The following is a 20544-nucleotide window of genomic DNA, read 5'->3' as shown; positions in this document are numbered from 1 at the left end:
ATGACCGCTTCGAGAATGAAGGCGTGCCGGATCGGGACCCGGCACCAGACCTCACCCTCTGTCCCCCGTCACCTGCCGAAACATGTCGGAGTCACTCCGCCGTCAGCCGATCAGGGGGGCGCACGCCCCCGGCGCTCAGCCGGTCAACTTCGCGACGGGCACGGCCTCGGCCCGGTCCAGGACGTGGTGGCGGCCGATCGGGAGCATCAGGGGCCGGCCCGACACGGGGTCCTCGATGATGCGGCTGTCGAGGTCGAACACCGCCCGTACGGTCTCCTCCGTCAGCACCTCGGCGGGGGTGCCGGACGCGTGGAGCCCGCCGTCGGCCAGGGCGATCAGGTGGTCGGCGTACCGGGCGGCCAGGTTGAGGTCGTGCAGGACCATCACGATGGTGGTGCCGCGCGAGCGGTTGAGGTCGGTCAGGAGGTCGAGGACCTCGATCTGGTGGCTGGCGTCGAGGAAGGTGGTCGGCTCGTCGAGCAGCAGCAGATCGGTCTGCTGGGCCAGGGCCATGGCGATCCAGACGCGCTGGCGCTGGCCGCCGGAGAGCTCGTCCACGGCACGCTCGGCGAGCGGTTCGGTATGGGTGGCCTCCAGTGCGTCGGCCACGGCGGCGTCGTCCTTCTCGTTCCAGCGGGAGAAGATCCCCTGGTGGGGGTGGCGGCCCCGGCCGACGAGGTCGGAGACCGTGATGCCCTCGGGCGCCACGGGCGACTGCGGCAGCAGGCCGAGGGTGCGGGCCAGCTCCTTGGCGGGCAGCCGGTGCACCTCCTTGCCGTCGAGGAGGACCCGGCCGGCCCGGGGTGCGAGCAGCCGGGACATGGAACGCAGCAGGGTCGACTTGCCGCAGGCGTTGGCGCCGACGATCACGGTGATCCGGCCCGGCGGTACGGCCAGGTCGAGGGAGTCGACGACGGTGCGGTCGCCGTAGCCGAGGGTGAGTCCTTCGGCGGTCAGTCGGTGGTGCGTGGTCATAGCGAGCCTCCCGCCCGGTTGGTGCGGATGATCAGGTAGACGAGGTAGGGGGCTCCGAGGACGCCGGTGACGACGCCGACCGGATAGCGCTCGCCGAAGGCGAACTGGCCGCAGAAGTCGGCGACGAGGACCAGCAGCGAGCCGACGAGTCCGGCGGGCACCAGCAGGGAGCCGCCCGCTCCGACGATCCGGGCGGCGATGGGGCCGGAGAGGAACGCCACGAACGCGATGGGTCCGGCCGCCGCGGTGGCGAAGGCGATCAGCCCGACGGCGGCGACGATCACGGTGATCCGGGTGCGCTCGACGCGTACGCCGAGGGCGGAGGCGGTGTCGTCGCCGAGCTGGAGCGCGGAGAGGTTACGGGCCTGGCCCAGCAGCAGCGGGGTGAGGACGGCCGCCGCGGCGAGCGCGGGGACCACCTGGTCCCAGCCGGCGCCGTTGAGGCTGCCGGTCAGCCAGCGCATCGCCTCCTGGAGGTCCCATTCGGCGGCCCGGGACAGGACGTAGGAGGTGATGCTGTCGAGCATCGCGGAGATCCCGATGCCGATGAGGATGAGCCGGGTGCCGACGACTCCGCCCCGGAACGCCAGTGAGTACACCAGCAGGGCGACCCCGAGGCCGGCGGCGATGGCGAGGACGGAGACCTGGACCTCGCCGAGCGACAGGGTGACGATGGCGATGGCCGCCGCGGCGCTCGCCCCGGAGCTGATGCCGATGATGTCGGGGCTGGCGAGCGGGTTGCGGAGCATCGTCTGGAAGGTGACGCCGGCCAGGCCGAAGCTGAATCCGGCCACCAGGGCGAGGACCGCGCGGGGCAGCCGCAGCCGGCCCACCGTGAACGACGCTCCCGGCACCTGCTCCCCGAGGATCACCCGGAACACATCGCCGGGAGGGTAGAACGTGCGGCCCGCCATGAGGGTCACGGCGAACGCGGCGAGGACGAGGACCACCAGCGCCAGGACGACCCGGCGACGGCGCGAGGCGCCGCGCACACGACGGCGGGTGGCGGCCTCGACGGACGGCCGCCGGGTGAGGACGGGGGCGCTCACAGGGCACGTACCTTCTGTCGGCGGACGATGTAGATGAAGAAGGGGGCCCCGATCAGTGCGGTCACGATGCCGACGTCGATCTCGGAGGGGCGGGCCACGATCCGGCCGACGATGTCGGCGGCGGTGAGCAGGACCGCGCCGAGCACCGCGGAGAGCGGCAGGAGCCAGCGGTGGTCGACGCCGACGAGCAGCCGGCAGGTGTGCGGGACGACGAGGCCGACGAAGCCGATCGGTCCGGCGACGGCGGTGGCCGCGCCGCAGAGCAGTACGGCGCCGAGGGCGGCCACGGCCCGTGCCACGGCGACGCGTTCGCCGAGACCGGCAGCCAACTCATCGCCCAGGGCGAGGGAGTTCAGGGCGCGGGCGGACAGCAGGCAGACGACGAAGCCGACCGCGAGGAACGGCGCGACCTGGCCGATGCGTTCGAAGGACGCGCCGCCGACGCCGCCGATCTGCCAGAGCTTGAAGCTTCCGGCGATGTCGTTGCGCGGCAGGATGACCGCGCTGACGAGCGAGGCGAAGGCCGCGGACGTGGCGGCCCCGGCGAGGGCCAGCTTCAGCGGCGTCGCCCCTCCTCTGCCGAGGGTTCCGACGGTGTAGACGAACAGGGCGGACAGGGCGGCGCCCACGATGGCGACCCAGATGTATCCGGTCGGCGAGGTGAGCCCGAAGAACGCGACCGCCGTGACGACGGCGAGCGAGGCGCCCATGTTGACGCCGAGGATGCCCGGGTCGGCCAGCGGGTTGCGGGTCACGCCCTGCATCACGCCGCCCGCGAGGCCGAGTGCCGCGCCGATGACGACCGCGAGGACCGTACGGGGTATGCGCTTGGTCGCCGCCGCCCGTCCCAGGGTGTCGTCCGCGCCGCCGAGCGCCGCGACGACGTCGGACCAGGGCACGTCGCGGGAGCCGAGGGCGACGGACGCGACCATGACGGCGGCCAGGGCGAGTACGGAGAGCAGGACCCACAGCAGGCGCACGCCCGCCGGGCGCCCGGTGACGGCGTCCGGCGGGGTACGGGTGTCGAGCGTGGTCACTTGGCCTTGTCCGCGGCCTTGGCGAGGGCGGCGGCGTAGTCGTCCAGCACGTAGCTGATCGACAGGGGCGTCGGGTTGGCGGCGGTGGCCAGCGGGCTGGTGCCGGGCAGGAGGTAGACGGAGCCGCGCTCGACGGCGGGGATCTTCGAGAGCAGCGGGTCCTTGGTGATCGTCTTGAGCAGCTCACCGGTGTCGTCGCCGTAGCCGGTGATGATGTCGACGTCGTCGAACGCGTCGATCTGTTCGGCGCTCTTGGTGAGGGCGAACTTCTTCGTGCCCTCGGACGCCTTCGCGATGGATCCGGGGATCGTCATCCCGAGGTCCTGGAAGAACTGGGTGCGGGTGTCGTGGGCGGTGTAGAAGCCGACCTGGCTGACGTCGTTGGGGTCGACGTGCGTCATGAACATCGCCGACTTGCCCTTGAGCTGCGGGTACTTGGCGGCGGTCTTCGCTATGTCCCCGTCGAGCTTCTTGATCAGCTTCTCGCCCTCGTCGGCCAGCCCGATCGCCTTGCTGTTCGTCCGGATGATCTCGCGCCACGGGGTGGCCCAGGCGGCGTCCGGGTAGGCGACGACGGGGGCGATCTCGCTGAGGGTCTCGTAGTCCTTCTTGGTCAGACCGGAGTACGCGGCCAGGATGACGTCCGGCTTCGTGTCCGCCACGGCCTCGAAGTCGATGCCGTCGGTCTCGTCGAAGAGGACCGGCGTCTTCGCGTTCAGGTCGTCGAGCTTCTCCTCGACCCAGGGCAGCACGCCGTCGTCGTTGTCGTCGCCGAAGTTGGCGGCGGCCATGCCGACGGGCACGACGCCGAGCGCGAGCGGCACTTCGTGGTTGGCCCAGTTGACGGTCGCGACGCGCTTCGGCTTGGCCGGGATGGTGGTCTTGCCCAGGGCGTGCTCGACGGTCAGCGGGAACGCGCCGCCGGAACGGCTCTCGTCGTCCTTGTTCCCGGTGTCGGTCGTCCCGCCGCAGGCGGAGACACCGACGAGGGCGGCCGCCACGATGAGCAGGCGGAGGCGGTGTGAAGACATGGGTGTGTACCCGGCTTTCCGGATGTCGGGGGTGCCGCTTCTCGCACGTCCGGGGTGGGGACCGCCGTCGTGGAGCGCTGCGCGGCGCGTCTGGCATGGGCTTAGGTAAGGCTTGCCTTCGCACTTTATGAGAGTCGGCCCGCCTGTCGCAATCAACCGTTTGAGACAGGTGCTGTAGCGATGGAGACATCCGTCGTTGGCGGGGCGGCGGTACAGGAAGCTCTTGACCCTCACGTGGCGTCAGGCCGCACAGTCGGTGCCGTGGAAGAACACTGGACCGTGGGACGCGTGGCCGAGCTGGCCGGCGTGAGCGTCCGCACACTGCATCACTACGACGGGATCGGGCTGGTCCGGCCGTCCGCGCGGACCGCGGCCGGGTACCGGGCCTATGCGGCGGGCGACGTGGAACGGCTGCGTGAGGTGCTGGCCTATCGGCGGCTGGGCTTCGGACTGCGGGAGATCGCGGAACTGATCGACGATCCGTCGGCCGACGCGGTCGCGCACCTGCACCGGCTGCGCGGCCTGCTGCTGGAGCGGCGTGATCGCGCCGACGCGATGGTGACGGCCATCGACAGGGAACTCGAGACACGGGCGAAGGGACTCAAGGTGACACCGGAGGAACAACTGACCATGCTCGGTGCACAGCTGTACGACGCGATCGGGGGCGCCTACACCGCGACCCGGCGTACCGATCCCCGGATCGCCGCGCAGATCTGGGACGCGCTCGGAGACGCGCGGACGGTGCTGAACGTCGGGGCCGGCACCGGCTCCTACGAGCCTGCCGATCGCCGGGTGACCGCGGTGGAACCGTCAGCGGTCATGCGGGGGCAGCGGCCTCCCGGCTCGGCGCCGTGCGTCGACGCCGCCGCGGAGTGCCTGCCGTTCGCGGACCGTTCCTTCGATGTCGCGATGGCCGTCTCCACCGTTCACCACTGGGGAGACCCGATCGCGGGGCTGCGCGAAATGCGGCGTGTGGCCCGCCGCGTGGTGGTGCTCACCTTCGACACCGACGAGCCGGGATGGCAGGACCGGTTCTGGCTCACCCGCGACTATCTGCCCGAGTTCACCGGCGTCCTCGCGGAATTCCCCTCGCTCGCCGGGATGGCCGACGCGATCGGCGCCCGCGCCGAGCCGGTGCCCGTCCCGTGGGACTGCGCCGACGGCCTGTTCGAGGCGTACTGGCGCCGGCCGGGGGCGTATCTGGAGGAACGTGTGCGCCGTGCCGCGTCGGTGTGGACGAGGGTCGGGCCGGAGGCGGAGGGGCGTGCGGTACGCAGCCTCGCCGACGACCTCGCCTCCGGTCGGTGGGCCGAACGCAACGGCGGCCTCGTCGGCCTCGACGCGGCGGATCTCGGCCTCCGCCTGCTCAGGGCGTGAACGCGGGCCGGAACGTCCCCGGGGTCAGCCCGGTGGTCCGCCGGAAGGCCGCGCCGAAGGCGCTCGCGGAGCGGTAGCCGACCTGCTCGGCGACCGACTCGACGTCCCAGCCCCGGGTGAGCAGGCCGATCGCGTGCTGCGCGCGGACCGTCGCGACCCAGCGTACGAAGCTCGTGCCCGTCTCGGCGCTGAAGGCGCGCGTGACCGTGCGGGTGCTGACCCCCAGCTCGGACGCCCAGTCCGCCAGCGTTCGCTGGTCGCCCGGATCCTCGCGGACCGCGTCCGCGATGGGGCGCAGGAGGCCGGAGGTGGGGACCTGGACGAGCAGCTCGCGGGGCGACGGCGCGAGGACGTCGAGCACCAGCGCCTCGGTCGCGGCCCGGGAGGAGGGAGCGAGGCCGGGTTCGCCGAGCCGTTCCAGCAGGAGGCGCAGCAGGGGGGTGATCTCGACGGCGACCGGGGTGTCGGAGATCGACGACGTCGTACGGAAGCCGAAGAAGCTCGCCCGGAACCAGGTCCCCGCCGTCGCCGACCCGGAGTGCAGGGTCCCGGCGGGCATCCACAGGCCGAGCGCGGGGGTGATCGTCCAGATGCGTTCGCCGACCACCGCCGTGGAGGCGCCGCGCTCGTTCCAGAGCAGCTCGTGGAAGGGGTGGGAGTGCGCGTCCCAGTGCGTGTCGTGGGAGACGACCTCGTCGTAGCCCCGGATGACGAAGGGGGTGTCCACCGAGCCGGGGGCGAACGCGGGCAGCGTCCGGGTCTCCCTGGTCACGGGAGGCGGACCTCGGTCGTACGGGAGCCGCTCGCGGCGGACGGAGTGCGCATCCGCTCAGCCTAGAAGGTCGGGGGCGCGCGGAGCCACCGAGCCCCTCCGACTGACTCAACCCGACGTTTAGGCAGGTCAGTTACGTCCTTCAGGTGAAAGAACCCCGGCTTTCGCCGGGAACGGCGCTCCCCGGCGGACAGTGGGTGGGCCGACCGGGCACCGGGCCGCGGTCGGAGAGAACGTGACTGCGGAGAAAGGTGACGGATTCATGAGCACTGAGGCCACCAGGCGGGTCGCGCTCGTCTTCTCCCTGTTCGACGCCAACGCCAACGGCGTCCTGGAGGCGGACGACTTCGACCTCATGGCCGACCGCGTCGTCCAGGAGGCGCACGCCTCGGACCAGGCGGCGAAGGACGCGATGCGGGCGGCGTTCCGGCGGTACTGGACGACCCTGCTCACCGAGCTCGACGCCAACGGGGACGGCGAGATCAGCTTCGAGGAGTTCACGGCCTGCGTGCTGTCGCCGGAGCGATTCGACGCCACCGTCGCGGTGTTCGCCGAGGCGCTGGCCGCACTCGGCGACCCCGACGGCGACGGCCTGATCGAGCGGCCGCTGTTCATGGCGCTGATGACGGCCATCGGGTTCGAGCCCGCGAACATCGACGCGCTCTTCGACGCCTTCGAGCCGACCGACGGGGACCGGATCCGGGTGGAGACCTGGGTCGCCGGGATCAAGGACTACTACGCGCCGGGGAAGGCGGGGATCCCCGGCGACCATCTGGTCGTCGGCACGGCGGTCTGACCGGGCGCCCCGGGAGAGGACGGCCGGGGCACATCGCCTCGGACACGACCGACGCGGTGAACGCCTCGCCCGGGCTTTCACCGCGTCGGCGTCAGCGCTCGCCGAGAGACGGGCTCTCCGTTCCGGGCGCGCGCCGGCGGCCGTCCTCCGGAGGGTCGGCGGACGGACGGTGGCCGATGAGGAGGACGGCCAGGCCAGCGGCGGCCATCAGGCCGGACAGGGTGACGAAGCCGGCGGAGAACGTGGCCACTTGTGCCGCCACGCCCAGCATCAGGGATCCGAGGCCGGTGCCCGCGTCGTAGCCGATGTTCCAGGCGACCGAGGTGATGTGCCGGTTCTCGGCGCCCGCGTAGTCGAACGCCTGGACAAGGGTGAGGCTCTGGAGTCCTCCGTATGCCGCCCCCAGGAGAAGCAGTCCGGACAGCAGGACGGCGACGGGGGTGCTGTCCGCACCGATGGCGAGGGCGATCAGTGCCAGCCCCGCGCCCGCGGTGAGGGCGAGGGCGCCGGTGATGGGCCGCAGAGCGATCCGGTCGGCGAGCTCTCCGCAGCCCCAGCGGGCCAGCGCGGCGGTGCCGGTGAGGGCGAGCAGCCCTGTTGCGGCGAGCGCGGGGGTGGCGGTGAACTGCGGGGCGAAGGTGAGTACGGCTCCGCCCGCCGCCGTGACCAGGAGCAGCACGGCCAGGGGACGCCGAATACGCCGGAGCACCGCGGTCGCGCGGGCCGGATGCCGGGCGGTGCCGTCCCGGGTGGCGGGGGTGTCGGCGCGGGCCTCGACGGCGTGGCCGAGGGCGCGCGCCCAGGGCAGGGCGAGGACGGGGAGCACGCCGCAGGCGATGACCGCGGGCAGGGCGAAGGTGTCGGTCAGCCAGGGAGCGGCCGGGGTGAGGACGACCTGGGGCAGGGCGACGGCGAGACCGTAGAGGCCGATGACCGCCCCCTGGCGTCCGCGCGGAGCCAGGACGGCTGCCGCCGTGGCACCGCAGACGGTGACGATACCGAAGCCCGCTCCGCGCAGTGCGGTCGTCAGCAGGACGGGCAGCAGGTGGTCGCTGAGGGCTTGCAGGAGCGAGGGCAGGCCGAGCAGGAGAGCACCGAGGACGAGGGTGCGGGTCCAGCCGAGCCTGCGGAGCGTGGCCCTGACGCACAGCTGGGCCAGCACGGTGGCGGCCATCAGGACGGCGGTGACGAGTCCGGCGCCGAACGCGTCGGCTCCTCCGTGGACGGCCCATGCCGGGGAGACCGGAAGCAGGAGGGCGAATCCGGAGAAGCAGAACAGCATCGTCACCAGCAGGTGCGGGATGCCGGGGGTCCGGACGACGGATTCCTTGGCGGGTACGGACATGAGTGTCGGCTTGTCCTGTTCACGTGCGGGGACGAGGAGCGAGAACGCGGTGATGGCGGTCGGGCCGGGCGGCGGGCGTGGGCCGTTCCCGTCGCCCTGACCGGGCGGGGGCCGGGTCGGTTCAGTCCACGGCCAGGGCGCGCAGGAACCGGTCCGCCTGCTTCTTCGTGTCGATCCCCTCGGGCCCCCTGCCGGACAGGATGTGGAAGAACACCGGACCGATCAGCAGGGCGGCCGCCTGCTCCAGCGACAGATCGGCGCCGCCGGCCTCCCGCAGCGGAGCCACCACCGCGGCCGCGCTCTCACCGAGGACGTCACCGGACGCGAGGAGAGCGGCCACGTCCGTGTCGTGCTGGGCCTCCCCCAGCAGGGCACGGTAGGCGGCTCCCGCGTGCGAGTGCGCGAGGAAGCCGGTGAGGGCGTCGAGATAGGCCGTGAGGTCGTCGCGGGCGTCGCCGCTGAGGGGGACCGCCAGCTCCTGCCGGGCGTCGATGACGCTGGCCTCGTAGAGGACCTCGGCCTTGTTCGACCACCAGCGGTACACGGTCTGCCGGCCCACGCCGGCGCGCTCGGCGATCCCTTTCATGGTGAGTGCCGCATACCCGACCTCGACCAGGAGGTCGTCGACGGCGTGCAGCACGGCCGCCCGTGCGCTCTCGCTGCGGGGCCTGCCCCGGCCGGTTTCCTGAACCATGCCCCCACTATAAACGAGACACCGTGCACCGAATGGTGTTACTTTTACGATGCACGGTGCCTCGTAATTGCGATCGGGCCCTGCCTCCACCTCCAACACCCCATCCCCAGAAGGAAACGAGACATGGCTTCCACCGTGGAAAGCCCGGCGCCGACGGCAGAGAAGTCCGGCCCGGTGCTCGCCGCCATGAGCGTGTGCACGGCGCTGGTCGTCGGATTCGTCGCGGCGATCAACCTCGCCGTACCCGACCTCGCCGCCGGTTCACTGCGGCCCACCTCGTCGGACCTGTTGTGGATCGTCGACGCGTATGTGGTGATCTTCGCCTGCCTGGTCATACCCGCGGGCGCAGTCGGCGACAAGTTCGGCCGCAAGGGGGTCCTGCTGACGGGGCTCGGCATATTCGCGTTCGGCGCCCTGGTATCGGCCGTGGCGCCGAACGTCGCGGTCATGCTGATCGGGCGAGCCGTCACAGGCCTGGGCGCGGCGTGCGTTCTGCCCAACTGCGTCGCCATCCTCCTGCACGCCACCGCACCCGAGCGGCGCCCCCACGCGCTGGCCGTCTGGGCGGCGGCCACCGGTATCGGCGGCGTCGTCGGCAACGTCGGCGGCGGAGCGGTGCTGAACGTGGGCTCCTGGCGGTCCCTGTTCCTGACGGTCGCCCTGGTCGCGCTCTGCTGCCTGGCCTGGGCCGCCCGGTCCGCGCCGCGCAGCGCCCGGCATGAACGCGGTCTCGATGTGCCGGGCACGCTGCTGTTCGTGGCCGCGGTCGTGGCCCTGCTGATCGGCATCATCGAGGGTCCCGAACAGGGCTGGGGCAGCGCGGTCGTTCTCCTCTCGTTCGCCTGCGGCGCTCTGCTGAGCCTGTGCTGGGTACGTGTCGAACTGCGCGCCCCTCACCCGATGCTGGATCCCCGGCTGTTCCGCAGCCCTGCCCTCAGCAGCGCCGCCCTGGGCATGACGATGATCTTCTTCGGCAACTTCGGCCTCTTCTACGTCAACGCCTCGCTCCTGCAGTACGGACGCGGCTTCACCGTCCTGCAGGCGGGGCTCGGGGTCGTTCCGCTGACCGTCCCGCTCCTGGTGGGCACCCGCTACGTCCCCGGGCTCGTCCGTCGTATCGGAGTCCCCGCGACGCTCTCGGCGGCCTTCGCGCTCACCAGCGCCGGGCTGTTCACCCTCTCCTACGCCTCGACCCTGGCCTACCCGGCGTACGCGGCCGCTCTGGTCGTCATCGGGCTCGGCATCATGCTGGCCGCTCCCTGCCTCACCGCGCAGATCGCTTCGGCCCTGCCCGTGGAGAGGGCGGGGATCGCCGGAGGACTCCAGTCGGCGACGCGCGAACTGGGCAGCGCCCTGGGCGTGGCGGTCGTCGGAACCGTTCTCACCGCCGGCTTCACCCACCACCTGCCGGCCGGGCTGAGCGAACGCACTCCTCCCCCGCACACGGTGCGGGACGCGCTCGCCCTGGCCCCGGCCGACCGCACGGCCGTCACCGAGGCATTCACCCACGGCGCCGGCACCGCACTGCGCGTCGCCGCCCTCGTGGTCCTCATCGCCGGAGCTCTCGTCGTCACCGGCGCGCGCCGCGGCCGGCGGACCGCCCCGCGATGACAGCGGGGCGGTGAACCGCCCGACGCGGAAGCCGTCAGCCCGTCAGCAGGTCCGGGTTGCCCGCCAGTGCGGCCAGGCGGCCCTGCGGGTCCGGGACGAGGCGACGTTCGGTCAGGTCGAGGACACCGGCCACTCCGGTGATCTCCGCGGCCACCGTGCCGTCCTCCTTGATGACCTGCTGCTCCATGGTGAACGTCTTGCCCGTGCCGTAGTCGAAGCGGCAGGTGACCTGTACGCGTTCACCCCCGCGCAGCTCGCGACGGTACTTGACCGTCACCTCCAGCTGGACCGGGCCGATCCCGTCCGCCAGCAGCTTCTCCTGGGGCAGTCCGGCGGCCCGCAGCAGCTCCCAGCGGGCGTGCTCCGCGTACTGGAGGTAGACGGCCTGGTTCAGGTGTCCCTGGGTGTCGAGCTCATAGCCGCGCACGGTCACATCAACGGAGAAGGTCATGACCGTGCGAACGTCTGCGGGCAGCGGTCCATTCCGGTGGCCGGTCCTACCCGCCCGGCGAGAGGCTCAGCCGGCGACCCGCCGCACCGTGCGCAGCAGGTACTCCTTGCGGTGCAGCGGGTCGTTGTCCGTTCGCGGCCGCTCCGGGGCCGGGCCGGTCACCGGGCGGTAGCCGGCGAAGGCGGACTCCAGCACTCCCTCGCCCCGGGTCAGCCCCGGCAGGAGCTGCTGGAGTTCGTGCACCCGGGCCGCCGGGATCTCGCCCTCCACGGTGCAGAGCGCACCGTGCGTCTCGGGCGGACCCGGCTCGGCGCGGAGCCGGGCGAGGACCGGGACCAGTGCGCCGAAGGCGTCCGCGGGCGACTCCAGGCGGAAGCGGTGCACCGGCTCGTACACCTGCGTTCGGGCCCGGCGCAGCGCGTCCATCAGGACCAGGGGCGTCAGATGGCGGAAATCGCCCGCCGTGCTCGACACGCTGTCGTATCCGGAATGCGTCTGCGTGACGACGCAATCGGTGATCTGCCAGCCGTGCATTCCCTGGCTCAGAGCGGAAAGCACCGTGTCCTCGACCGCTCGCATCAAGGAAGGGGGCATGGAGCCGAGTTCCACTTCACGGCGGAATTCCACCCCGCTGCCGTACGGGGCCGGGTCGACCCGCAGTCCGACGGTGGCGAGGAAGGGGTGAAGGTCCGTGTCGATGAACTCGACGGCCGCCCCCGTACCGACGGGCCGCTCCAGGCAGATCGTCGTGGTCCCGCGGAAAGTGACGTCGACGCCGAACTCGTCGGCCAGGGTCGCCTGGATGACCTCCTTCTGCACCTCCCCGTAGAGCGAGAGGGACACCTCCCGGCGGAGGTCGTCGCGGCGGACGCCGATCAGCGGGTCCTGGTCGGCGAGACGTCCGAGCGCGAGGTGCAGCGCGCCACGGTCCTCCGGGCGGGCGGGGACGACGATCGTCTCCAGCGTCGGCGGGGCGAAGTGCCGGGCTTCGGCCACCGCCGCGACCGTGCCGACGGTGTCGCCGACGCGGATGCCCGCCAGGCCGCGCAGCCTGCCGATGCGGCCCGCGCCGACCGAGGCGGCGATCGTCGCCGTACCGTTCTCGAACACCTCGATCGCGGAGACCTTGCCCTCGCCCACCGCTCCGTCCGGGCTCCGGAAGGGCAGGACGTCCCGGGTGTGCACGGTCCCTTCGACCATGCGGACGTACGCGTTCCGATCGCCCCCGGCGCTGCGGTCCACCTTGAACACCGTGCCGAGGACCGGGCCCCGGGCATCGCCGCGCGCGGCGGGCAGCAGTCCGGTGATGCCGTCGACCAGGGCGTCGATGCCCGCGCCGGTGGCGGCGGAGCCGAAGAAGACCGGGTGGACGAGGCAGCGGGCGGTCTGCTCGGCCAGAGCCCCGAGGAGCCGGGCGTGGGTGAGGGCCGCCGGGTCGTCGACGTACGCGGCGAGCAGCTCGTCGTCGTGGGCGGTGAGCTGTTCGGCGAGCGCGGCGGTGAAGGCGGGGTCGGCGTCGGTGAACGCGGTGCTGGTCGCCTCACGGGTGCCGAGGCGGTCGGTGAGGCCCATCGCGACGACGTCCCGGGAGAGCCGTTCGGTGATGCTCGTCAGCAGTGGGCCGTACCGCGCTCCGGGCCGGTCGGTCTTGTTGACGAACAGCAGGGTCGGGATGCGCAGTCGGCGCAGGGTGCGCAGCAGGACGCGGGTCTGCGCCTGGACGCCCTCCACCGCGGAGACCACCAGGACCGCTCCGTCGAGCACGCCCAGGGCCCGCTCCACCTCGGCGATGAAGTCCGGGTGACCGGGGGTGTCGATGAGGTTGACCGTGGTGTCGCCGACGGCGAAGGAGACGACGGCGGACTTGATCGTGATGCCGCGCCGGCGTTCCAGCGCGAGCGAGTCGGTCCGCGTACTGCCGTCGTCGACGCTGCCGAGGGTGTCGATGGCTCCGGCGGTGTGCAGCAGCCGCTCGGTCAGGCTTGTCTTACCGGCGTCGACATGCGCCAGAATTCCCAGATTCAACGTGTGCACGGAGCTTCATGTCCTTGAGAGAAAGGTCAGTTTCTGTCGGGAGGAACACGAAAGCTCCGCGCATAGTTCAAACTCCTGGGTCGTCCTGATGGCTTGCGGGGAGTAGATCAGGGGGTCGATTCCGGTCGCAACCGGATTTCTTCCGCGCGCAGGTGCGGGAAGCGCCATTCGGTGCGGCTGCGCAAGGTCTCGCCGGGGCGCAGCACCGTGCTCGGGTGGCCGGGGCGGTTGGGCGAGTCCGGCAGGTGCTGGGTCTCCAGGCAGAGCGAGCCGTGGCGCTGGTGGCGGCGGCCCGTGCCGTCGGTGAACGCGCCGTCGAGCTGGTTGGCGGTGTAGACCTGGAGGCCCGGTTCGGTGGTCCAGAGCTCCAGGATCCGCCGGTCGCCGGAGGCGGCGAGGCGGGCGGCCCGGCGCAGGGTTCCGGGCTCGGCGGGGCGCAGCACCCAGCAGTGGTCGAACCCGCCGGCCAGGGCGAGTTGGGGGTGCGGCAGGGCGAGTCGTCCGCCCAGCCGCCGCGGGGCGGTGAGGTCGAACGGGGTGCCGGTCACCGGGGCGGGCGGGCCTTCGGGGATGGAGCCGGCGTCGATGGGGAGGTAGGCGTCGGCGTCGACCTGGAGGGTGTGGCCGAGGATGTCGTCGTCGCCGAGGTTGAGGTAGGCGTGGTGGGCGAGGTTGACGACGGTGGGCCGGTCGGTGACGGCCCGGTAGTCGACGGCGAGGGTCCCCGCGGTGTCCAGGGTGTAGGTGGCGGTGACGTCGAGCGCTCCGGGGAAGCCCATGTCGCCGTCGGGGCTGTGCAGGGTGAGCCGGAGGACGGCGGCGGTGTCGGTACGGTGCCCGGCGGCCTGCCAGATCCTGGTGTGGAAGCCGTCGGGGCCGCCGTGCAGGGCGTGGCCCCGGTCGTTGGCGGGGATGTGGTGCGTGGTCCCGTCGAGGGTGAAGCGGCCGTGGGCGATGCGGTTGGCGTACCGGCCGACGATGGCCCCGAAGTACGGGTTCTTGTCGGTGTAGTCGTCGAGCGCGGGCAGCGACCGGACGGCCGGGCCGGGGTCGCCGGCGGTGTCCGGCACGGTGAGGCTGTGCAGGACACCGCCGTAGGTGAGGATCTCGGCCCGGACGCCGGTGCCGGAGTCGAGGGTCCAGAGGTCGATCTCGCTCTGCCCGTGGGCGCGGCCGAACGGTTTGCGGTGCACGGTGGGCATGAGGAGTTCCTTGGGGTGCGGAAGGGGCCTCGCGAAGCGGTGTCAGCGGGCCGGGCCGGAAGCCTCGCGGGGCGTGGTGGATTCGCGGACGACGAGGCGGTAGCCGGGGCGGGGCCGCCGGGGTTCGGCGACCGGGGTGCCCGCGAGGCGTTCGACGAGGCTGTCGACGGCGAGCCGGGCGATGGCCGCCTTGTCCGGTGCGATGGTGGTGAGGGTGGTGGCCCCGAACCGGCTCTCCTCGATGTCGTCGAAGCCGACGACGGCGATGTCGTCCGGGATGGTGAGGCCGCGTTCGGTGATGGTGCGCATCGCCCCGGTGGCGATCATGTCGTTGTACGCGAACACGGCGTCGGGCCGCTCGCCCCGGTCGAGGAGGGAGGCCATGGCGGCCGCGCCGTCCTCGCGACCGTAACCGTCGGTGACGACGACCAGGGATTCGTCCGGTTCGATGCCGGAGGCGGCCAGCTCCTCGCGCCAGCCGCGCAGCCGCAGGTGGGCCGGCTGGCGTTCCTGGCCGGTGCGGGAGCCGAGGAAGGCGATCCTGCGGTGGCCGAGCGCGACGAGGTGGGCGACGGCCTCCCGGGCGGCGGCCACGTTGTCGATGGCGATGTGGTCGTACGGAGCTTCGTACTCGCGCTCGCCGAGCAGCACCAGCGGCGCGGTCTCGGCGCGCGCCATCAGGTCCTCGGTCTCCAGGTGGATGGGGCTGAGGATGAGGCCGTCGATGACGTGGGAGCGGAATCCCTGGCAGACCAGCAGCTCCTTGTCCCGCCGGCCCGCGGTGTGGTCGACCAGGACGGTGTAGTCGTGGCGGGCGGCCGCGTCGACGACCTCGCCGGCCAGTTCCGCGAAGTACGGGTTGCCGAATTCGGGGACGGCCAGCGCGATGATGCCGGTGCGGCCCTTGCGCAGATGGCGGGCGGTGAGGTTCGGCCGGTAGCCGAGCTCGTCGATCGCCTGCTGGACCTTGGCCCGCATCTTGGGGGTGACGTGCTGGTAGTTGTTGACCACGTTCGACACGGTCTTGATGGACACGCCCGCCCGTTGAGCTACGTCCTTGAGGCTGACGCCCACGGCACTCCTTGTTTCCTTGGTTCGACTCGGCCCGATCCGTACGGTTCAGGTGGTTCTCCGGCTGCGCGCGAGGTAACGCTGCGCCACCACGACAACGATAAGGAAGCCGCCGCTGACCACCGACTGGTACGAGGAGTTGAGCGAGCCGATCTGGTTGATGAGGTTCTGGATCACGGCGAGCAGCAGGACGCCCCAGAGGGTGCCGCTGATCGAGCCCGCGCCGCCGATGAGGAGGGTGCCGCCGATGACGACGGCGGAGATCGCGTCCAGCTCCATGCCGACGCCGACGATGGTGACGCCGGAGGAGAGACGGGCGGCGTTCAGCGCTCCGGCGAGTCCGGCGAGCAGTCCGCTGAGGGTGTAGACGAGGATCTTCGTCCGGGCGACGGGCAGGCCCATCAGGGTGGCCGCGTCGCTGCTGCCGCCGACGGCGAACAGCGTCTGTCCGAACGAGGTCCGCTGGAGCAGCAGTCCGCCCGCCCCGAAGAGGGCCAGGACGATGAGGATCGGGTAGCCGAAGCCCCAGACGCTGCCCTGGCCCAGCTCGGCGAAGGCGGAGTCCTTGGGCACCAGGTAGGTGGTGGCGCCCTCGTCGGTGAAGGCGAGCAGCATGCCGCGCGCCGCGAGGAGCGTGGCGAGCGTGACGATGAAGGGCGCCATGTTCCCGCGGGCGATGAGCAGGCCGTTGACCAGCCCGATCGCGCCGCAGACCACCAGGGGGACGAGCAGGGCGGCGAGGAAGCCCCATTGCGAGGCCCAGGCCGCGAGGACGCCGCCGAGGGCGAAGACGGAGCCGACGGAGAGGTCGATGCCGCCGGTGATGATGACGAGCGTCATGCCGAGGGCGACGATCGCGAGGAACGAGGCCTGGACGGTGACGCCCCGGGCGTTGTCGACGCTGGCGAACGTCGGGTAGACGAACGAGGCGATGAGGATCACGGTCAGCAGGACCGCCAGGACGCCCTGGCGCTGGACGAGTTCGCCGACGCGGGAGCCGGTGGAGCGCTCGGGTCGGGGTTCGGGGCGCGAGGGGGCGTTCTTGCGCGGCGCCGGCGCCTGGGGGGCCGGGGCGGTGGGTGTGGTGTTCTTCATCGGGACCTACGCTCCCGGGCGACGTAGACGGCGGCGATGATGATGGCCGCCTGGGCGATCTGTGCGGTGGAGTCGGGCAGGTCGTGCTTGACGAGGGTGGCGCGCAGCAACTGCATGAGCAGGGCCCCGGCGACGGTGCCGAGCACCCGGATGGAGCCGCCGTTCAGCGGGGTGCCGCCGACCACGACGGCCGTGATGGCGGAGAGCTCCATGAGGGTGCCGAGCGAGGACGGATCGCTGGCGGTGAGCCGGGCGGTGGCGAGGATGCCGGCGAGCGCGGCCATCACCCCGCACAGGATGTAGACGCCGATCAGGACGCGCTTGACGGGCAGTCCGGACAGCGCGGAGGCCGAGCGGTTGCCGCCGATGGCGACGATCTGGCGGCCGAAGGTGGTGCGCTGCACCAGGAAGGCGACGGCCAGCGCGAGGACGCCCGCGATGAGGACGACCAGCGGGATGCCCAGGAAGGAGCCGGTGCCGAGCGCGAGGATGTCGGGGTTGACGATCTGCTTGAGCTGACCGTCCGCCATGACGAGGGCGAGGCCCCGGCCGCCGACGAACAGGGCGAGTGTGGCGACGATGGGTTGCAGCCCGACGAGCGAGACGAGCGTCCCGTTGATCGCGCCGACCACCGCACCGGCGAGCAGGGAGATCAGGAGCGCGGGAACGAGTCCGTAGCCGAGGTAGAGCGGCAGCAGGGCGGCGGCGAGCGCCATGGTGGAGCCGACGGAGAGGTCGATGCCCTCGGTGCCGATGACCAGGGCCATGCCGAGCGCGACGATCACGATGGGGGCGACCTGGACGAGCTGGGTGCGCAGGTTGTCGGCCGTCATGAAGTGCTCGGTGAACAGGGCGTTGAACAGCAGGACGACGGCGACGGCCGCGTACACGCCGTACTCCTGGTACCAGGCGGGGTCGCGCAGCCGGGCCAGTGGCTTCGCGGGGCGTGGCAGGGTGGCCTGGGTGGTCATCGGGGGTCCTCCTGGCCGGCCGGGACCTTCCCGCCGGTGTCGGGCGTGTGGTCGGCGAGCACGGTGTCCGGCGTGTGGTCGGCGAGCACTTCGAGGAGGCGGCTCTCGGCCACCTCGTCGCCGGCGAGTTCACCGGCGACCGCGCCGCCGCGCAGGACGACGATGCGGTCGGCGCCCTCGATCAGCTCCTCGATGTCGGAGGAGATCAGCAGGACGGCGAGGCCTTCGCGGGCGAGTTCGTCGATGAGCGACTGCACCTCGGCCTTGGCGCCGACGTCGATGCCCCGGGTGGGCTCGTCGAGCAGCAGCACCTTGGGCTCCAGGCAGAGCCAGCGGGCGAGCAGCACCTTCTGCTGGTTGCCGCCGGAGAGTTCGCCGACCTTCTGTTCGGGGCTGGAGGCCTTGATCCGCAGCCGCTTCATGAAGAGGTCGACGATGCGGTCCTGCTTGGCGCGGGAGACGATGCCGCCCTTGGAGAGCCGGGGCATGGCGGCGAGCACGATGTTCTCGCGGACCGAGAGGCCGGGAACGATGCCTTCGGCCTTGCGGTCCTCGGGGAGCATGCTGATGCCCGCGCGGATGGCGGCGGCTGGGGTGGGGCGGCCGATGCGCTTGCCGTCGACGGTGATCTCGCCGCCGTCCAGCGGCAGCGCGCCGGTCAGCGCCTTGGCGGTCTCGCTGCGGCCGGAGCCCAGCAGCCCGCCGAGTCCCAGCACCTCACCGGCGTACAACTCGACGGATATGTCGTGCAGTTGGTGGCGGCGGTCGAGACCCTTGGCGGTGAGGACGGGGGTGCGGGCCGCCTCGTGTCCGGCGGCGTCGAAGTTGGTGAGGCCCTCGCGGCGGACCTCGGCCATGTCGCGGCCGAGCATCATCGACACCAGCTGCATGCGCTCCAGCGGGGCCAGTTCGCCGGTGTGGATGTGGCGGCCGTCGCGCAGGACGGTGACCCGGTCGCAGATGCGGTAGAGCTCGTCCATGCGGTGGCTGACGTAGAGGACGGCGATGCCCTGGCCGCGCAGGTTCTCGATGACCCGGAAGAGGGTCTCGACCTCGCGGGGCTCCAGCGACGAGGTGGGTTCGTCCATGATGACGACCTGGGCCTGTACGGAGACGGCGCGGGCGAGCGCGACCATCTGCTGGGTGCCGATGCCGAGGGTGTGCAGGGGCCGCTTGGGGTCGACGCGGACGCCGAAGCCGTCGAGGAGTTCGGTGGTCTCGCGGTTCATCCGGGCGAAATCGATGAGCCCGAAACGGTTCTTCGGCTCCCGGCCCAGGAAGATGTTGCGCGCCACGCTCATCAGCGGGACGAGGTTCACCTCCTGGTAGATGGTGGAGATCCCGGCCTGCTGCGCCTCGAAGGGGCGGGCGAAGCGGACCGGTTCGCCGGTCACGCGCACCTCGCCCTCGTCGCTCTGGTAGACGCCGGTGAGCACCTTGATGAGGGTGGACTTGCCGGCCCCGTTCTCGCCGACGAGCGCGTGGACCTCGCCCGCGCGCAGCGCGAAGGAGACTCCGTCGAGGGCGACGACGCCCGGGAACCGCTTGCTCACCGAGCGGGCCTCCAGGACGGGGTCCGCCACGGCGGCGGCCCCGGCCCCGGGGGTCTCCGGGTGCTGGGGGGTCGCTTGGGTTGGTGCCATGAATCCTGGCCTTCCGGTGTTACGGGAACGATGCCGGGCCGCCGTAACGCCCCGGGAGGTGTCCCGGGGCCGTCGCGGCGGCCGGAGTGCCGGTCGGGGTCAGTACGCTCCGCCGAGCGAGTCCTTGGCGTTGGCCTCGTCGTACTCGCGGTCGGTGATGATCACGTTCTCCGGGATCTCCTCACCGGCGTAGAACTTCTGCGCGGTGGCGAAGGCGAGCGGGCCGAAGCGCGGGTTGGACTCGATGACGGCGTTGTACTCGCCGTTGACGAGGGCCTGGACGGCGTTGCGGGTGCCGTCGACCGAGACGATCTTGACGTCCTTGCCGGGCTTCTTTCCGGCCGCCTTCAGCGCGGTGACCGCGCCGAGGCCCATCTCGTCGTTCTCGGCGTAGACGGCGGTGATGTCGGGCTTGGACTGGATGAGCTGTTCCATGACCTGCTGGCCCTTGTCGCGGGCGAACTCGCCGGTCTGCTGGGCGACGATCTCCAGGCCGGGGGCCTCGGCCTTGACCTGGTCGACGAAGCCCTTGGTGCGGTCGGTGGTGACGTTGTTGCCGGACGCGCCGAGCAGGATGGCGACCTTGCCCTTGCCGCCGGTGACCTTGATCATCGCGTCGGCGGCGCGCTTGCCCTGCTCGACGAAGTCGGAGCCGAGGAAGGCCACATAGTCCTTGCAGGCGGTGGAGTTGACCTTGCGGTCGATGGTGAGGACGGGGACCTTCTTGGCGGCCGCCGCCTTCAGCGCGGGCTCCAGGCCGTCGGAGTTGAGCGGGGCGACGATGAGGAACTGGGCGCCCTGGGACAGCATGTCCTGGATGTCGCTGATCTGCTTCGACAGCTGGGACTGGGCGTTGGTGGTGAGGAGCTTCTTGACGCCGATCTTCTTCGCCTCGTCCTTGATGGACTGGGTCTCGGCGATCCGGAACGGGTTGGCCTCCTTCTCCGACTGGGAGAAGCCGACCACGGCGTCCTTCAGGTCCAGCTTCGGCGCGCCGTAGGTCTCCAGCTTGCAGCCCGCGCCGGACGAGGAATCGGGGGTCTTGGCCTCCTGCGCGCCCTGACTGCTGTCGCCGCCCGCGTTGTTGGAGGTCTCCGACTTGGCGCAGCCGGCGGCGGCCAGCGTGGTGGCGGCGAGGATACAGGCCACGGCGAGGGTACGGGATCGACGCTGGATCATCATGCGCGGAACGCTCCTTGGCGGGTTGACGGCACGCTGATCGGCGTGCGGTCGGGCATGCGGGACGAGGCATCGGCTGCTCTGCGGCCGATGCCGCTGCATTCCTCACGCCCCTGCTCCGTACTGCGGGAACAGCGGTCGTGAGAGCCTGCGCGGCCTGTCGGCGGCTCGGTTTACAACGTTATATAGGCGGCGCGGCACGGGCGGCAAG

The 20544-nt window shown here is 71.6% G+C and carries 18 protein-coding genes; 3 read left to right on the top strand and 15 right to left on the bottom strand.

Going from position 1 to position 20544, the window contains the following annotated elements:
- Positions 1–135: 135 nt before the first annotated feature.
- Genes ACIQPT_RS27080 through ACIQPT_RS27065 form a run of 4 tightly spaced genes read right to left on the bottom strand, consistent with a single transcriptional unit; the run spans position 136 to position 4092 of the window.
- On the bottom strand, positions 136–975 hold the full coding sequence (locus tag ACIQPT_RS27080; protein WP_401159364.1) for an ABC transporter ATP-binding protein: 840 nt from the start codon (positions 973–975) through the stop codon (positions 136–138).
- Positions 972–2024, bottom strand: coding sequence for a FecCD family ABC transporter permease (locus tag ACIQPT_RS27075; RefSeq protein WP_401159362.1), 1053 nt, complete (start codon positions 2022–2024; stop codon positions 972–974). The genes ACIQPT_RS27080 and ACIQPT_RS27075 overlap by 4 nt, the downstream gene beginning before the upstream one ends.
- Positions 2021–3061 carry a FecCD family ABC transporter permease gene (locus ACIQPT_RS27070; RefSeq protein ID WP_401159360.1) on the bottom strand — a complete coding sequence of 347 codons (1041 nt, stop codon included), beginning with the start codon at positions 3059–3061 and terminating at the stop codon, positions 2021–2023. Before ACIQPT_RS27070 ends, ACIQPT_RS27075 begins: the two co-directional genes overlap by 4 nt.
- Positions 3058–4092, bottom strand: a complete 1035-nt coding sequence (locus ACIQPT_RS27065) for an iron-siderophore ABC transporter substrate-binding protein (RefSeq protein WP_401159358.1) — start codon at positions 4090–4092, stop codon at positions 3058–3060. Before ACIQPT_RS27065 ends, ACIQPT_RS27070 begins: the two co-directional genes overlap by 4 nt.
- Positions 4093–4371: 279 nt before the next feature.
- Here ACIQPT_RS27065 and ACIQPT_RS27060 point away from each other — a divergent pair, with 279 nt between their 5' ends.
- Positions 4372–5469: a MerR family transcriptional regulator gene (locus ACIQPT_RS27060; RefSeq protein ID WP_401159423.1), complete on the top strand. Its 1098-nt coding sequence runs from the start codon at positions 4372–4374 to the stop codon at positions 5467–5469.
- Here ACIQPT_RS27060 and ACIQPT_RS27055 read toward each other — a convergent pair.
- Positions 5459–6241 carry a helix-turn-helix domain-containing protein gene (locus ACIQPT_RS27055; RefSeq protein ID WP_401159357.1) on the bottom strand — a complete coding sequence of 261 codons (783 nt, stop codon included), beginning with the start codon at positions 6239–6241 and terminating at the stop codon, positions 5459–5461. The genes ACIQPT_RS27060 and ACIQPT_RS27055 overlap by 11 nt on opposite strands.
- Before the next feature lie 262 nt (positions 6242–6503).
- Here ACIQPT_RS27055 and ACIQPT_RS27050 point away from each other — a divergent pair, with 262 nt between their 5' ends.
- The gene (locus ACIQPT_RS27050) at positions 6504–7037 is read left to right on the top strand and encodes an EF-hand domain-containing protein (RefSeq protein ID WP_401159355.1); all 534 of its coding nucleotides are present in this window, start codon (positions 6504–6506) and stop codon (positions 7035–7037) included.
- Positions 7038–7128: 91 nt separating this feature from the next.
- Here ACIQPT_RS27050 and ACIQPT_RS27045 read toward each other — a convergent pair whose 3' ends face one another.
- Entirely contained in the window at positions 7129–8382 is a 1254-nt protein-coding gene (locus ACIQPT_RS27045) for an MFS transporter (RefSeq protein WP_401159352.1), read from the bottom strand.
- Between the two features lie 121 nt (positions 8383–8503).
- Complete coding sequence (locus tag ACIQPT_RS27040) at positions 8504–9076, bottom strand: TetR/AcrR family transcriptional regulator (protein ID WP_401159351.1); 573 nt, start codon at positions 9074–9076, stop codon at positions 8504–8506.
- A 123-nt stretch (positions 9077–9199) separates the two neighbouring features.
- Between ACIQPT_RS27040 and ACIQPT_RS27035 the strand changes: the two genes are divergently transcribed.
- Positions 9200–10687 carry an MFS transporter gene (locus ACIQPT_RS27035; protein WP_401159349.1) on the top strand — a complete coding sequence of 496 codons (1488 nt, stop codon included), beginning with the start codon at positions 9200–9202 and terminating at the stop codon, positions 10685–10687.
- A gap of 34 nt (positions 10688–10721) precedes the next feature.
- On the opposite strand, the gene ACIQPT_RS27030 is transcribed toward ACIQPT_RS27035, so the two are convergent.
- The 8 genes from ACIQPT_RS27030 to ACIQPT_RS26995 all read right to left on the bottom strand — a co-directional run bounded on the left by ACIQPT_RS27030 (position 10722) and on the right by ACIQPT_RS26995 (position 20336).
- Complete coding sequence (locus ACIQPT_RS27030; RefSeq protein ID WP_401159347.1) at positions 10722–11138, bottom strand: acyl-CoA thioesterase; 417 nt, start codon at positions 11136–11138, stop codon at positions 10722–10724.
- A 66-nt stretch (positions 11139–11204) separates the two neighbouring features.
- Entirely contained in the window at positions 11205–13172 is a 1968-nt protein-coding gene (locus ACIQPT_RS27025; protein WP_401159345.1) for a GTP-binding protein, read from the bottom strand.
- Between the two features lie 107 nt (positions 13173–13279).
- Positions 13280–14374 (bottom strand): aldose epimerase family protein, encoded by a 1095-nt coding sequence (locus tag ACIQPT_RS27020; protein ID WP_401159344.1) that lies wholly within the window; start codon positions 14372–14374, stop codon positions 13280–13282.
- Between the two features lie 42 nt (positions 14375–14416).
- Entirely contained in the window at positions 14417–15448 is a 1032-nt protein-coding gene (locus ACIQPT_RS27015; RefSeq protein ID WP_401159342.1) for a LacI family DNA-binding transcriptional regulator, read from the bottom strand.
- Positions 15449–15493: 45 nt separating this feature from the next.
- On the bottom strand, positions 15494–16540 hold the full coding sequence (locus ACIQPT_RS27010) for an ABC transporter permease (protein WP_401159340.1): 1047 nt from the start codon (positions 16538–16540) through the stop codon (positions 15494–15496).
- A complete protein-coding gene (locus tag ACIQPT_RS27005) occupies positions 16537–17511 on the bottom strand; it encodes an ABC transporter permease (RefSeq protein ID WP_401159338.1) in 975 nt (324 codons plus the stop codon). The genes ACIQPT_RS27010 and ACIQPT_RS27005 overlap by 4 nt, the downstream gene beginning before the upstream one ends.
- Complete coding sequence (locus ACIQPT_RS27000) at positions 17508–19154, bottom strand: sugar ABC transporter ATP-binding protein (protein ID WP_401159336.1); 1647 nt, start codon at positions 19152–19154, stop codon at positions 17508–17510. Before ACIQPT_RS27000 ends, ACIQPT_RS27005 begins: the two co-directional genes overlap by 4 nt.
- 99 nt (positions 19155–19253) lie before the next feature.
- Positions 19254–20336, bottom strand: a complete 1083-nt coding sequence (locus ACIQPT_RS26995; protein WP_401159333.1) for an ABC transporter substrate-binding protein — start codon at positions 20334–20336, stop codon at positions 19254–19256.
- Between the last annotated feature and the right edge of the window lie 208 nt (positions 20337–20544).

Source organism: Streptomyces sp. NPDC091289, assembly GCF_044757365.1.
GTDB lineage: Bacteria > Actinomycetota > Actinomycetes > Streptomycetales > Streptomycetaceae > Streptomyces.
This window is presented reverse-complemented; position numbering and strand designations above follow the sequence as displayed.

Bases quoted from the DNA above. Each gene is read 5' to 3' on its own strand.
- ACIQPT_RS27080 (WP_401159364.1), bottom strand. From the start codon at position 975: ATGACCACGCACCACCGACTGACCGCCGAAGGACTCACCCTCGGCTAC.
- ACIQPT_RS27065 (WP_401159358.1), bottom strand. From the start codon at position 4,092: ATGTCTTCACACCGCCTCCGCCTGCTCATCGTGGCGGCCGCCCTCGTC.
- ACIQPT_RS27050 (WP_401159355.1), top strand. From the start codon at position 6,504: ATGAGCACTGAGGCCACCAGGCGGGTCGCGCTCGTCTTCTCCCTGTTC.
- ACIQPT_RS27045 (WP_401159352.1), bottom strand. From the start codon at position 8,382: ATGTCCGTACCCGCCAAGGAATCCGTCGTCCGGACCCCCGGCATCCCG.
- ACIQPT_RS27040 (WP_401159351.1), bottom strand. From the start codon at position 9,076: ATGGTTCAGGAAACCGGCCGGGGCAGGCCCCGCAGCGAGAGCGCACGG.
- ACIQPT_RS27035 (WP_401159349.1), top strand. From the start codon at position 9,200: ATGGCTTCCACCGTGGAAAGCCCGGCGCCGACGGCAGAGAAGTCCGGC.
- ACIQPT_RS27030 (WP_401159347.1), bottom strand. From the start codon at position 11,138: ATGACCTTCTCCGTTGATGTGACCGTGCGCGGCTATGAGCTCGACACC.
- ACIQPT_RS27020 (WP_401159344.1), bottom strand. From the start codon at position 14,374: ATGCCCACCGTGCACCGCAAACCGTTCGGCCGCGCCCACGGGCAGAGC.
- ACIQPT_RS27010 (WP_401159340.1), bottom strand. From the start codon at position 16,540: ATGAAGAACACCACACCCACCGCCCCGGCCCCCCAGGCGCCGGCGCCG.
- ACIQPT_RS27005 (WP_401159338.1), bottom strand. From the start codon at position 17,511: ATGACCACCCAGGCCACCCTGCCACGCCCCGCGAAGCCACTGGCCCGG.
- ACIQPT_RS27000 (WP_401159336.1), bottom strand. From the start codon at position 19,154: ATGGCACCAACCCAAGCGACCCCCCAGCACCCGGAGACCCCCGGGGCC.
- ACIQPT_RS26995 (WP_401159333.1), bottom strand. From the start codon at position 20,336: ATGATGATCCAGCGTCGATCCCGTACCCTCGCCGTGGCCTGTATCCTC.